Source organism: Aquirufa sp. (assembly GCF_044377215.1).
GTDB lineage: Bacteria > Bacteroidota > Bacteroidia > Cytophagales > Spirosomataceae > Aquirufa.
In genome coordinates, this window is record NZ_JBILJM010000032.1 from 1 (window position 1) to 12,753 (window position 12,753).

At 42.3% G+C, this 12,753-nt stretch carries 13 protein-coding genes; 8 read left to right on the plus strand and 5 right to left on the minus strand.

Translation table 11 applies throughout. The annotated features are described in order from the left end of the window. The first annotated feature begins 94 nt into the window (after positions 1–94). From argB to argH, 3 genes are read left to right on the plus strand one after another with little or no spacing between them, the layout of a single operon-like run. A complete protein-coding gene (gene argB / locus ACIQ6T_RS09305; RefSeq protein WP_395785712.1) occupies positions 95–874 on the plus strand; it encodes an acetylglutamate kinase in 780 nt (259 codons plus the stop codon). Next, positions 875–1,939, plus strand: coding sequence for a M20/M25/M40 family metallo-hydrolase (locus ACIQ6T_RS09310; RefSeq protein WP_395785715.1), 1,065 nt, complete (start codon positions 875–877; stop codon positions 1,937–1,939). It abuts the gene before it with no gap. A gap of 7 nt (positions 1,940–1,946) precedes the next feature. Then, complete coding sequence (gene argH / locus ACIQ6T_RS09315) at positions 1,947–3,287, plus strand: argininosuccinate lyase (RefSeq protein ID WP_395785717.1); 1,341 nt, start codon at positions 1,947–1,949, stop codon at positions 3,285–3,287. Here the strand turns inward: argH and ACIQ6T_RS09320 are convergent. Continuing rightward, the gene (locus ACIQ6T_RS09320; RefSeq protein WP_395785719.1) at positions 3,276–3,866 is read right to left on the minus strand and encodes a riboflavin synthase; all 591 of its coding nucleotides are present in this window, start codon (positions 3,864–3,866) and stop codon (positions 3,276–3,278) included. The two genes, argH and ACIQ6T_RS09320, sit on opposite strands and share 12 nt — an antisense overlap. A gap of 46 nt (positions 3,867–3,912) precedes the next feature. On the opposite strand from ACIQ6T_RS09320, the gene ACIQ6T_RS09325 reads away from it, so the two are divergent. Next, entirely contained in the window at positions 3,913–4,521 is a 609-nt protein-coding gene (locus ACIQ6T_RS09325) for a DUF1684 domain-containing protein (RefSeq protein ID WP_395785721.1), read from the plus strand. On the opposite strand, the gene ACIQ6T_RS09330 is transcribed toward ACIQ6T_RS09325, so the two are convergent. From ACIQ6T_RS09330 to ACIQ6T_RS09340, 3 genes are read right to left on the minus strand one after another with little or no spacing between them, the layout of a single operon-like run. After that, a complete protein-coding gene (locus tag ACIQ6T_RS09330; protein WP_395785723.1) occupies positions 4,518–5,231 on the minus strand; it encodes a GIN domain-containing protein in 714 nt (237 codons plus the stop codon). The two genes, ACIQ6T_RS09325 and ACIQ6T_RS09330, sit on opposite strands and share 4 nt — an antisense overlap. A gap of 52 nt (positions 5,232–5,283) precedes the next feature. Beyond that, complete coding sequence (locus ACIQ6T_RS09335) at positions 5,284–7,704, minus strand: PspC domain-containing protein (RefSeq protein ID WP_395785725.1); 2,421 nt, start codon at positions 7,702–7,704, stop codon at positions 5,284–5,286. A gap of 11 nt (positions 7,705–7,715) precedes the next feature. Next, on the minus strand, positions 7,716–8,057 hold the full coding sequence (locus ACIQ6T_RS09340) for a PadR family transcriptional regulator (RefSeq protein ID WP_395785727.1): 342 nt from the start codon (positions 8,055–8,057) through the stop codon (positions 7,716–7,718). A 145-nt stretch (positions 8,058–8,202) separates the two neighbouring features. On the opposite strand from ACIQ6T_RS09340, the gene ACIQ6T_RS09345 reads away from it, so the two are divergent. The 4 genes from ACIQ6T_RS09345 to ACIQ6T_RS09360 all read left to right on the plus strand — a co-directional run bounded on the left by ACIQ6T_RS09345 (position 8,203) and on the right by ACIQ6T_RS09360 (position 11,847). After that, a complete protein-coding gene (locus ACIQ6T_RS09345; RefSeq protein ID WP_395785729.1) occupies positions 8,203–9,411 on the plus strand; it encodes a sensor histidine kinase in 1,209 nt (402 codons plus the stop codon). Then, positions 9,408–10,334 (plus strand): AEC family transporter, encoded by a 927-nt coding sequence (locus ACIQ6T_RS09350; RefSeq protein WP_395785731.1) that lies wholly within the window; start codon positions 9,408–9,410, stop codon positions 10,332–10,334. Before ACIQ6T_RS09345 ends, ACIQ6T_RS09350 begins: the two co-directional genes overlap by 4 nt. Positions 10,335–10,409: 75 nt before the next feature. Then, positions 10,410–11,174, plus strand: a complete 765-nt coding sequence (gene ubiE, locus ACIQ6T_RS09355; RefSeq protein WP_395785733.1) for a bifunctional demethylmenaquinone methyltransferase/2-methoxy-6-polyprenyl-1,4-benzoquinol methylase UbiE — start codon at positions 10,410–10,412, stop codon at positions 11,172–11,174. 31 nt (positions 11,175–11,205) lie between these two features. Continuing rightward, positions 11,206–11,847, plus strand: coding sequence for a porin family protein (locus ACIQ6T_RS09360; protein ID WP_395785735.1), 642 nt, complete (start codon positions 11,206–11,208; stop codon positions 11,845–11,847). Here the strand turns inward: ACIQ6T_RS09360 and ACIQ6T_RS09365 are convergent, their stop codons facing one another. Further along, positions 11,848–12,753, minus strand: a complete 906-nt coding sequence (locus tag ACIQ6T_RS09365) for a DUF4249 domain-containing protein (protein WP_395785737.1) — start codon at positions 12,751–12,753, stop codon at positions 11,848–11,850. It lies immediately after the preceding gene.

Genomic DNA, 12,753 nt, shown 5'->3' on the forward strand with positions numbered 1-12,753 from the left:
TCCAACAAGCGGGAAATCGGCTTTGGGCGGCGCAAGCGGTCATTAAAGAAATCTTATTATCCCAAATGCGGGTCGAAAGTCCGTATTTATTTTAATGAAAAAGCAGGCCTTACATATCGTCAAAATTGGCGGGAACATCATCGATGCGCCCGAGGCCTTAGCTTCATTTTTAGCAAATTTTGCTTCGATGCAAGGACCTAAATTACTCGTTCATGGAGGTGGAAAAATTGCTACGTCTATGGCGGCCGATCTAGGCATTGAAAGCCACATGATAGATGGTCGGCGTGTCACTGATGCCGAAAGCCTACGCATCGTAACCATGGTTTATGCCGGCTGGATCAACAAATCCATCGTAGCATCTTTGCAAGCGTTGCATTGCAATGCGATTGGTTTAGCGGGTCCAGATGGCGGATTTGTGGTGTCAAAAAAAAGAAATCCGGTTCCTATCGATTATGGATTTGTGGGGGATATCGAACATGTCAAAGCCACAGGTTTAGCTGGATTATTAGCCGCTGGATTGAGTCCTGTTTTCGCACCAATCACAGCTGATGTTTCGGGACAATTATTAAATACCAATGCAGATACGATGGCGCAAGCTTTGGCGATTGCCTTGGGCGCACATTTCGCTGTGACGCTCACGTATTGCTTTGAAAAGCAAGGTGTTTTAATGGATCCCAATGATGATGATTCAGTAATTCCAAAGATTAATCAGGCAAATTTTACGCAATTAAAAGCAGATGGTATAGTTTCAGCGGGTATGATTCCTAAGCTCGAAAATGCATTAAAAGCCATTGCACAAGGCGTTCAAACCGTTCGTCTTTGCCATGCTGATTTTGTTTCACAGCCCGACAAAGGCACGTTAATTCAAGCCTAAATGTATACGGAACAACAATTTCTTGATGCAAAAGGCCTGTTGGCCCAACTACTTGCCTGCCCGTCTTTCAGTCGGGAAGAACAAGGAACCGCGGCCATTATTCACGAATTTTTAAACGCTAAAAATATTCCATTTCATACCCTTGGCCATAATGTGTGGGCAAAGAACTTGTTATTCGACGCAGCCAAGCCTAGCATATTATTAAATTCCCATCACGATACCGTAAAGCCGAATGCCTCTTGGTCCTACGAACCCTTTGCGGCTACTATCCAGGATGGCAAAATGTTCGGGCTCGGGAGCAATGATGCAGGAGCTAGTTTAGTGTGCTTAATCAGTGTTTTTTGCACCTTTTTCGACCGAGAGCTGCCATTTAACCTCGTTTTAGCGGCGACAGCTGAGGAAGAAATTTCTGGGAGTGGCGGAATTGAATCGGTTTTAAAATCAGCCAATTTTCCGGAGATTTCGTGGGCGATTGTGGGGGAACCGACGGATTGCCAACTGGCCATTGCGGAAAAAGGATTGATGGTAATAGACGCGGAAGTTCGCGGGGTGGCTGGGCATGCGGCGCGGAATGAAGGAGTGAATGCAATTTACTTGGCATTAGAAGATATCAGCAAGATTAAGGCATTTGAATTTCCAGAGGTCTCCAAGGTACTCGGACCCGTAAAATGCACCGTTTCGGTGATTACTGCAGGAAAACAACATAATGTGGTACCAGACGTATGTCACTATACGATAGACTGTCGGGTCAATGAATGTTATTCGCTCGAAGAAGTTTTAGAGATTTTGCGTGGCTTGGTACAAGCGGAATTAACGCCGCGGAGTACTCGTTTGCAATCGAGTAAAATACCTGATGGACATCCGGTTCTCGCGGCAGCGGCGGCTTTGGGGATGCCGACTTTTGGGTCTCCTACCCTTTCGGATCAAGCTTTGATGAGTTTCCCCTCGGTGAAAATCGGACCCGGTCATTCAGGAAGAAGCCATACGGCGGATGAATTTATTTATTTGGAGGAGCTGAAACAAGGAATCCAAACCTATCAAAATTTACTTTCACACTTAATCTAAGAAGATCGTGGCAAAACTTTGGCAAAAAGAAAATCAAAAAACGGACGCAATCATTGAGCAATTCACGATTGGGAATGACCCAGTTTATGATTTGCAGCTAGCGCGCTACGATGTCATGGGTTCGCTTGCGCACATTACCATGCTCGAGCATGTGGGCCTATTGCCTTCGGCAGAATTAGAGCCGCTTTGTGTGGAATTAAAAAATATTCTAGACACCATCGAGGCTGGCACCTTCGTCATCGAAGACGGCATGGAAGATGTCCATTCCCAAATCGAATTTTTACTGATACAAAAACTAGGCGATTTAGGAAAAAAAATTCACGCGGGCCGTTCGCGGAATGACCAAGTTTTAGTTGACCTAAAACTATTCATGCGGGCTGAAATCATGGAAATCGCTGACGCGGTGGAGGATTTATTTGATCTTTTAGTATCCAAAAGCGAAGCGCATAAAAACGATTTACTACCTGGTTACACGCACTTACAAATCGCCATGCCCTCGTCATTCGGATTATGGTTTGGCGCATACGCGGAGTGCTTGGTGGAAGACGCAGAATTGTTGGAGGCGGCATTTCGTTTGGCCAACAAAAATCCATTGGGTTCAGGAGCCGGCTATGGCTCTTCCTTTCCCTTAGACCGGAAATTAACGACCATTTTGTTAGGCTTTGAGGCGCCACATGTGAATGTGGTCAATGCGCAAATGTCCCGAGGTAAAACAGAATTGTACGTTTTAAATGCCATCAGCCAAATCGCGACGACGCTTAGTCGGCTTGCCATGGATGTCTGTTTATACAACTCCCAAAACTTTGGTTTCATCGAATTACCAAGTTCATTAACAACAGGCAGTTCGATCATGCCGCATAAAAAGAATCCGGATGTTGCGGAATTACTACGTGGCAAATCGAATAAATTAAAAGCCGCTCCGAACCAATTGCAATTACTGATGAGCAACCTGCCGTCTGGGTATCACCGGGAATTCCAATTGACCAAAGAAATCCTGATGCCAGCCATCGACGAAATCAAAGATTGCCTAGAAATCACGCAGTATATGGTTTCAAACATGCAGGTCAAAGCTGATCTATTGAAAGATTCGAAATATGACTTATTATTCTCCGTCGAAGAGGTAAACAAATTAGTCGTAGCAGGCATGACTTTTCGGGAAGCTTATGTACAAGTAGGCAAAATGATCGAGGCAGGAAAATTCAATGGCAGCTCACGCGAACTTAATCACACACACCTAGGAAGCATCGGAAATTTAGGACTGAACGAAATTCAAGCCCAAAAAGATGCAGTTTGGAGTCGCTTCGGATTTGAAAAAGTGGAGGACGCGATTGAAGATTTATTGAGCTAATTGCTGAGCCAATAATTTCTGCATATACTTTCCGAGAATATCGAATTCTAAATTCACGCGATCCCCTACGTTCAATTGGTGAAAAATCGTGTACTCATACGTATACGGAATAATCGCCACGGAGAACGTATCTACACCAGATTCAACAACAGTCAATGAAGTTCCATTCACGCAAATAGAGCCTTTTTCAACTGTCACATGGCCTGCAGGATATTGAAAATGGTATTCCCATGATCCGTCGTGCGTTTTAATCGAGGTACAAATTCCGGTCAAATCTACGTGTCCTTGCACGATATGGCCATCAAAACGACCGTTTGCGGGCATGCAGCGTTCGAGATTTACTTTTTGGCCAACAGCCAAGTCGCCCAAATTCGTTTTTTGTAAGGTCTCTTGAATCGCGGTTACGCGGTATTGCGGGGATTTAATTTCAACAACGGTTAGGCAAATGCCGTTGTGAGCCACCGATTGGTCAACTTTCAATTCGTGCGTGAATGGAGAAGAAAACCAAAAATCAACATTCGTTCCATGCGCTTGTTTACTTTCCAAAACGCCCATTGATTCCACAATACCTGTAAACATGTGATTAATTTTATATTTTTACGAACCCAAATTTACACGCATTCCTATGAAATTCAATCGTTGGTTCTTGATTCTCGTGCCGATTCTGGCTATCATCATCTACGTAAGCCTTCCGCAACAAAGCACCGCGCCATCCCAGTCCACGACCGATTCCCTAGCTATCCTTGAATCCCGCAAAGCCAAAGATGAAAATTTAAAGACAGCAGAAGACTCCCCAATTCCCAATAAAGCCCAGTTTTCCGGTTTACACTATTATGCATTCAATCCAGCCTGGTCGATACTTTTTGATGTGGTCCGCGCTGAAAAAGTAGAAAAAATAGGCTTAAAAATGACGGATGGAAATCTGGATTCCTTGATTTTATTTGGCAAAATTTCAGCAACTATTCAGGGGAAATTGATTTCATTGGTGCTATACCAACATGATTCCGGGGATTTTTTCATCCCATTTAAAGACAAAACCGCCCCCACAGAAACCTATGGAGGCGGTCGGTATTTGGAGTTACCCCTAACAAATTTGAAAGAGAACCAACTACGTGTTGATTTCAATCAAGCTTTTTTTCCTTTTTGTGCGTATAATAGCACCTTTGCGTGTCCGATCCCTCCGAAAGAGAATATGCTCGATATTCGCGTGGAAGCGGGTGAACGCAATCCTTAATTTGCTCGCCTTACAAACGAGGCACCCGATAAATCCTCACTAACAGCAGGATTTCCGAGATACGTAATTTTAGAAGCGCCGGAAGCTTCGACGCGCAAGGACTTTTGGACATTTAATTCCACATGGCTGGCTCCGCTTGCATCTACATCCGCATCCCGCGCAATCATTTCCGTTAAAACAAGGTGACTAGCACCTGAAAGATCAATGGATAATTTTAACACTTGGCCTTTCATTTCAATTTTAGATGCGCCTGATAAATCAAGCGTAAGCTTGTCGGCAACAAGCTTCGTAGACATCAATTTAACGGCTCCACTTCCGTGAAGCGTCATTTCTTCTTCGTCCACGAAACCCTCTAACATAACTTTTGAGGCTCCGCTAAATTCCGCATCCTTCAAACGTGGCATGGTGATGTTTAAGACAATCTTGCTGTTTCCGCTACTCCAGGTAATCCATTTAGACAATTTATAATCAATAGATACTTCTAAAGTTGAACCAACTACTTGGACTTCTAAATCTTCTATATTCGATTCAGTTCCCGTCGCTGAAATGGAATAGGTGCTCCCTTTAAAAATGTGTACTTCGAAGGCATTCCCGATTTCAAGGGAATTGAAATTGCCAACTTTATATTTTTTAGTGGTTAGGTCGGCAGAGGCCAACATGTTGATAGAGACTCCTAGTGCCGCAATCAGTAAGTAGATTGATTTTTTCATACGTTTTTTTTTACGGTTGGCAAGATGATCCCTCTTCCCAAAAGGTTGCATGTTACTTTAAAATAGTCCAAATTTCTTTCTTTCCTAGGTCATTCGCATTGTTGGCTGTAGCCGTGGCATATTTTTTTCCACGTAAAGATTCCGATACATTCAGATCCATCCGGGCTTTCTTATCAATCCAAACGGTGGCATTTTTGACTTTAAAACCAGAAGCATCTAATTCGGACCGATCGTAAGTAGAAGCGGCTAACGCATCCGAACGACCTTCCATTTTCAGACTATGAAAATCGTGTAGAATCACTTCCATTTTTGCTGCATCGAAACCAGAAATTTCTGTGCGACCATTACCGCCTAAATCTACTTTGCGTAAATCTGGCGTTTCAATCGTTACAATCACATTACTAGGTAAGGACTTAAATCGCAATAAGCTACCGTCGACAGCGGCGAGTTGACTCCAATTATCCACGGGTTCTGAAGATTCCATCGAAATTTTATACTCAGCAGCTTGTTTGATCGCAATCTTAGCCCCTTCTGTTTGACTAATTTCAATTTGGGTAAATGGATTAACCGTTTTTGAGATGGAGAAGTTGGACGACGTTGCCCCATCCTCTGTCTCATTATCGTTCGAATCAGATGAATCACTCGATTGATTTGGCTCGCGGTTTAAGCAGACAAGTCCTTTATCTCGGGAGAAGGTCCATTGGGAGCCCACAAATAAATCACCGCCATCCTCATTAAAATAACCTAAATCCAACATATTTTCCATGAAGTGACCAAATTCACGCGTCATACCAAACGTCACACCATATGGAATCAAGACCTTCACACGCATGCGCTGATTGCGGAATTTTAAATTTTTCAGTCCAAAATGGCTATCCAGTAGGACCTTTTTCCCTTGAATAGCATAGGCATATTTAATCGCGCGCGCATTGGTTTCTGCTTCTGCCCGCGTGCGGCCATTGGATTTAGCAAATTGAATAATTTGGATCGTTTTCCCGTCATAGCCCTCCAGCGTGATTTGAGCACGTGAAAATCCACCTCGGTTGAAATCATGTTCTTCATCTTCGTCCAACAACTCATCCGTGATGATGTTATTCCCGAGAAGCTTCTCCCACATATGCTCATTTGATTCCCGTTTCACATCGAACACATAGGCTGAATCCGCAGTGATTTCCTTCGTTTGATTCATTGTTGCAGTCCGCTGGAAGTTGCGACTGACTAAGCTAAACGCAGCGAATAAGCCAATCCAACCGAAAATAGCAATGGTCGTTGATGTATAAGAATAAATTTTATTGGTCAATTTACGATTCATCAATAAGGACAATCCGCCAATACCAATTCCTATAATCATAGGAATAATAGCTGCGTATACCGCCCAAATTGCCCAGGCTGGTAAGTCTTGTGCTAATAAATAAACAGGAATTCCGGTTTCTCCGAAATTAAGACCAACTAAACCATGATCCATACCTGAAATTCCAGATGTAGTGGTTACGACCAATGCCACGGCAAAGGCGATCGAAATGATGAGTAACAAAATACCTACTAGGTATTGCACAAACCATTTAACTCCCATCAATACGGGCTTGAATGCCGTGAAAATAGTGGCCAACGTACGGAATGGGAAAAGCAGAATACGCGTCAAAGGCTTTTCCTCACCCGAATCAGGTTGGATCGTTTCTTTGATATTTTTCTCAATATTCTCCAGCGTAATCGGTTCCCCAGTCATCGCCATTTTATCGGTCACTGATTTTGCCTTTGGCGTGATGGCCATAATGATGATGTACGCAACAGCTCCCGAGCCAAAAAAGAACAAAGAAATAACGGCTAACACACGCAATAAACCTACGTCCCAGCCAGTATATGCAGAGATTCCGGCCATGACACCACCGATTACTTCATTCTCCGGATCGCGGTAAAATTTACGGTATGATTTGTTGGCCTCAGCGGTATATTCACCCGGAATGGCGATCCAGCAAACTATATACACCCAGAAAACTAGATTTGCTGCATACAATATTGGAAATAGACCAAATAGGCCAACGATCAAAATCAATCGAACCCAGATGGGATCAATTTCAAAATAATTTGCAATGCCGGATGCAACGCCGCCAATTTGTGTATTAGTTAAATCGCGACGGAAAACTTTTTTTGCTCCCGACTCAGCTGAACTTGTATGCGTTTGCTCTTGTGTTCCTTCTTCCGATTCGATTTCCTTGAAATCAGCTACAGTTCCCAGCGAGGCAATTAACGCATCCACGTGCGCTTGGGTGATTGCCTCTGTTTTTTCGGTCTCGCGGATGTTCCAGAATTTTTCTGCGATACGCGCTTCGATATCATCTACGATGTCTTTGGCACCTTCGAAATTTTTAAAATAGGCATGGATGGATTTTAAATACGCATCCAATGTTGCGAAAGCATCTTCCTCGATGTGAAATACAATGCCTGCTATATTAATTGATAACGTCTTTTTCATGTCTGAAAAGTTTAAACTTGAGGAGTTTGTGGGTGAATAATTTGGGAAACAGAGGCATGTAAATCATCCCAAGTCCCGTGAAGCTCAGCTAAAAAGGAAACTCCCTTTTCAGTCAAAACGTAATACTTACGTGGCGGACCTGAAACAGACTCCACCCATTTGTAGTCGAGAAATCCCGCATTTTTTAGTCGGGTAAGCAAAGGATATAACGTCCCCTCCACGACCATGATTTGAGCGGATGTTAATTCAGTCAGCATTGTAGACGCATACACCTCACCCCTCGAAATAATTTGCAGAATACAGAATTCCAATATTCCCTTCCGCATCTGCACCTTGGTATTTTCAATATCCATCGGTTATTTATTTTTTTTGATGGGTCAAATGTATAAAAGGTACTATGTAATACAAAGTACCTTAGAAAAAATATTTTTGATTTATGGATAAACGGTGAGTAATTTGTGTCGAATGGCTTAATCAGCCGCACTCGAAATCGAACGCATGTTTAAAGAAGTCTCGTTGCCACTCGCCTTTTACAATCGGGATACCTGGTTGAAAGTCGCGTTTTTTGGTATTTGTGTCTTCATGGCCGGCTTCTCCCTTTATTTTACGGATGGCTTAGTAAGCAAACTCGAAGAGCGCGAAAAACAACAAATCGAATTATATGCGGAAACAATTCGGTATGTGATGACGAGTGATGAGAATGCCGACATTAATTTTTTCTTTGAGCGCATTAAAAAAATCAACGAAAACAATACGATTCCGGTGATTTGGAAAGATGGAAGTGGCCACTTGAATTCCATCAATATTGCGATGTCGGAGTCGCTTTCTATAGAGGAAAAGCAAACATTGCTCCAATCCAAACTCAAAGAGATCATCGCTGAAAACAATAAACCCATCGAAATGGACATGGGTTTTCAAAAGGAATATATCTATTACGGCAATTCAAAATTGCTAAAATTATTACGTTACTACCCACTTTCCCAGCTCTTGGTCGTCTTAATCATTGGGTTTTTGGGCTATATCTTTTTCTCCTATTCACGCCGAGCGGAACAAAATCGCGTTTGGGTAGGACTTGCCAAAGAAACAGCACACCAGCTCGGTACACCCTTGTCATCTCTGACAGCTTGGGTTGAAATTCTTCGGAATGAACCCACCATCAATCCGGAAATTGTGATTGAGTTATCGAAAGATATTCAGCGACTCGAAACGATTACCACCCGTTTTTCAAACATTGGTTCCATGCCAATTTTGAAGAAAGAAGATCTAGAAGAAGTTATAACCAGCTTTATCAGCTACCTGAAAATCCGTATTTCAACCAAAGTCCACATCGAGATTAAGTCGGCCTTAATCGCGAATCAAGTGGCGAATGTCAACAAATATCTATTTGAATGGGTGATTGAAAACATTTGTAAAAATGCGGTGGATGCCATGGGTGGAACGGGAGATATGTTGATTTACTTACATGAGGGAAAGAATAATCAACTTTACATAGACATTAGCGATACGGGAAAAGGAATTCCTACGGCTAATTTGTCGAAGGTATTCTCACCCGGATTTAGTACCAAAAAACGTGGTTGGGGCCTAGGCTTAACCTTAGCGAAACGGATCGTTGAAAATTACCATGAAGGAAAATTAAGCATTAAGTCTTCCGAGTTAAATAAGGGAACGACCTTCCGTATTTCGTTGCCTAAACCTGCGGTGTCATGAGTTCATCTAACGTCGTTTTTGGTTCAGCTTTGGTCGTTATTACCATTGGTTACCTATTAAAAAGTGCGGGATTTATTCAAGCGCATGACGCCAAATCAGTCTCTAAATTTCTCATGCACACGACTTTCCCGGCATTGGTATTTACAACAATGACGCACATAGATTTGTCGGCAGACCTCATGTGGCTCCCGCTAATCGCCATGAGTTTCGGGATGGTATCCTCTTACATCGGTTTTTTGATGTTCAAAAATGAGCCGAGTGAGTACCGAGGGATTCTTACTATGGGTTCAGCCGGATGGAATTTAGGCCTATTTGCCTATCCATTGATTGAAGGAATTTGGGGTTGGGCAGGTTTAACCTACGCCATCATGTTTGATTTAGGGAATTCGGTCATCAACTTCATGGTCAATTATGGTATGGGAACTTATTTGTCGGCAGAAAAACCCAAAGAAAATGTCTACAAACACATACTTAAGCGTATATTTTCTTTACCTCCCCTGCTGGCAATGCTTCTGGGCTTGGCCATGAATATGGGACACATTCAGATTCCAGTCTTGGCTTCGGAAATTATTGATACAATAGCCAAAGGAAATAAACCGATGGTTTTATTACTTATGGGTATCTATTTCAGCGTCCGACTACCTAAACGTAGTTATTTAAAAGTGTTTCAGGTATTGTCCTTTCGATATACATTCGGCTTAAGTATCGGACTCCTATTGTATTACACAACTCCATTTGGCTTTGAATACCGAAACATGATGCTAATCTGTTTGGTGCTACCCGCCGGGATGACCTTGATTACCTATGCAGATGAATTGCATTTTGATACGGGAATCGCTGCGGCTTTAGTGAACTTTTCCATGCTTATCAGCTTTGCGCTGATGTGGTTACTCGTGGGCATTTTCCAAATGACCACCCATTAAACCAAATAAAATTGGTATTTTTGCCTGAACAATTACGGCCCGAATCGGTTAGTAATTGGTAAATCAACACACTTTATGGTCGTACCTTATAAAAACCAGAACAAGGGCAAAAAAGAGCAAGTTGCCGACATGTTCAATTCGATTTCCCCTAAATACGATTTTCTGAATCATTTACTTAGTGGTGGAATTGATATTATTTGGCGCAAAAAGGCCATCAAATTACTGAAAGATAAGGGCATCAAAAGTGTACTCGACATCGCGACTGGAACTGGAGATTTCGCGATCGAGGCACTCAAAATCAACCCCGACAAGATTGTAGGCGTAGACATCTCTGCCGGTATGCTCGCATTCGGAAAAGAGAAAATCAAAAACCTAGGTTTAGAAGACAAGATTACCCTACAGATGGGGGACTCTGAAAAACTACCCTTTTCAGACAATAGTTTCGATGCCATCATCGTTAGTTTTGGTGTGCGTAATTATGAGAATTTAGAAAAAGGCTTAACGGATATGTTGCGGGTATTAAAACCAGATGGCTATTGTTTGATTTTGGAATTTTCAAATCCACGCAGCTTTCCGATGAAGCAATTATATTCGTTCTATTCAAATTACTGTTTACCGCTTTTAGGCAAGCTTATTTCAAAAGATCCAGCAGCGTATACCTATTTGCCTGAATCCGTTGAAGCATTTCCAGATGGACCAAATTTTATATCCATTTATGAAAAAGTTGGTTTTATCAAGACCAATTGGATTCCCATGACGGGTGGTATTTGTTCCATTTATTTGGGCAGAAAAGCCCCCAAAGTTAAACCAATCAAAACTCCAAAAATTGAAGCGGCATAAGCTTATTTTTAGCCTATTTTTTAGTTTAAGTATGTTTGCCAGCTTAGCGCAACAGAAAAAATACACGCGTGTTTTTCATGAATTTTATGATGAAAAACCACTGCATTTTGGGTTTTTGTTTGGCTTTGGCTCATCAAATTTTAACCTCAGTACACAAACAGAATTACCCAGCGGAACCTATTTATATTCCCCACGTAACTTTGGATTTCAGATAGGCGGACTCGCAAATTATGCATTAAGCCCACATTGGGAGGTAAAATCAGGAGTCAATATCGCCTTGTACGATCGGCAGTTAAGTTTAGATGCAGGCGGCGGCGTACCAGAAGTGCTAACGCGAGAGTCCACCTGGCTTGAAATTCCTGCACTCATCAAATACCGCTCCATCCGACGAAAAAATCACCGTGTTTACATGACAGGAGGACTAAAATTTGGGATTGAGGCAAATGTTAAGAAAAAAAGCTCTGCGTTAACAACGAACATAGCTGACCTATCTCTTGAATACGGATTTGGTCTTGAGCAATTCTTTCAGTTTTTTAAGTTTACGCCAGAAATTCGCTTTTCACATGGCTTGGTCAACATGTATTCTGCTCCAGGAAGATTGGGAACCCCATGGTATACGAATGTCAATAACCTAAAGACACATACGGTGGGTCTAATCATCAACTTTGAATAACTAAGGCAAATCCTTTCTCGCCTTAGCTGGGTCAATGACTGTTTCCAACGTAGAGACAGCTGAAACACCAAACCAACCAGATCCCTGAAGATTTGAGTTTTTGTTCGTGTTCACTAAGTTCGTAGGTATATTCGCTGCCGGACGTGCAAAAAGCCCTGCATTGTTTAATTCCAAACGCGCCTGTGAATAAAAACTGAATTGATCTAAGGAAATTGAATACAACTCTAATTTAAGTTTGTCATTGGCTACATATAATTCAGGGTTAATGGCCCGACGAATCGGAAGATTAAACATTAAGCCGTCTGTACCACTAACTTTTTGCAAAGCTGAGTCATAAAAAACCAATAAATCTGAAGTTCCGTTAAAGAGTTTACCGTTTTTGTAGAACTTCAAGCGGTAACAATTACCCTCCCCTTTCAAATCATTTCCAAAAAAACGAGCCTCAAAACCCTCTTTAGGCTTTCCTTCGCCCGTTTGACCCGGATTTGCAGTGGCTTTCTTATAAGCAATTGAATCAATGGGCGGTACGGGATTCATTTTAGCTGAGGCAATAAATGTATCGCTTCCTGTTTTGATTGTCAATTGATACGTCCGTCCCACTTGGCCTAATCGTCTCGTTGAATCAGCAGGAGCCCAAACGTAAAGACCTGGAGTTTGCGCACTTTCAACAAAGCGGTATTCATTCGACAAATCATCTTTCACAACGACATCTGCTGCTCTAATGGCTGGAGCAGGTCCATTATCGAAAAAATCTTGCGAGCGCGTTAATGTAATTTTCTGCGTGCCCGGAAGATTGGTCAGGGTCGACTCGACAACCAAAAAGCGATCAGATTTTGGACTATCTAAGGTCACAATATCCTCGCAAGAGAACAGCAATACGGATAGCAATAGAATGAGGTAGCGCAT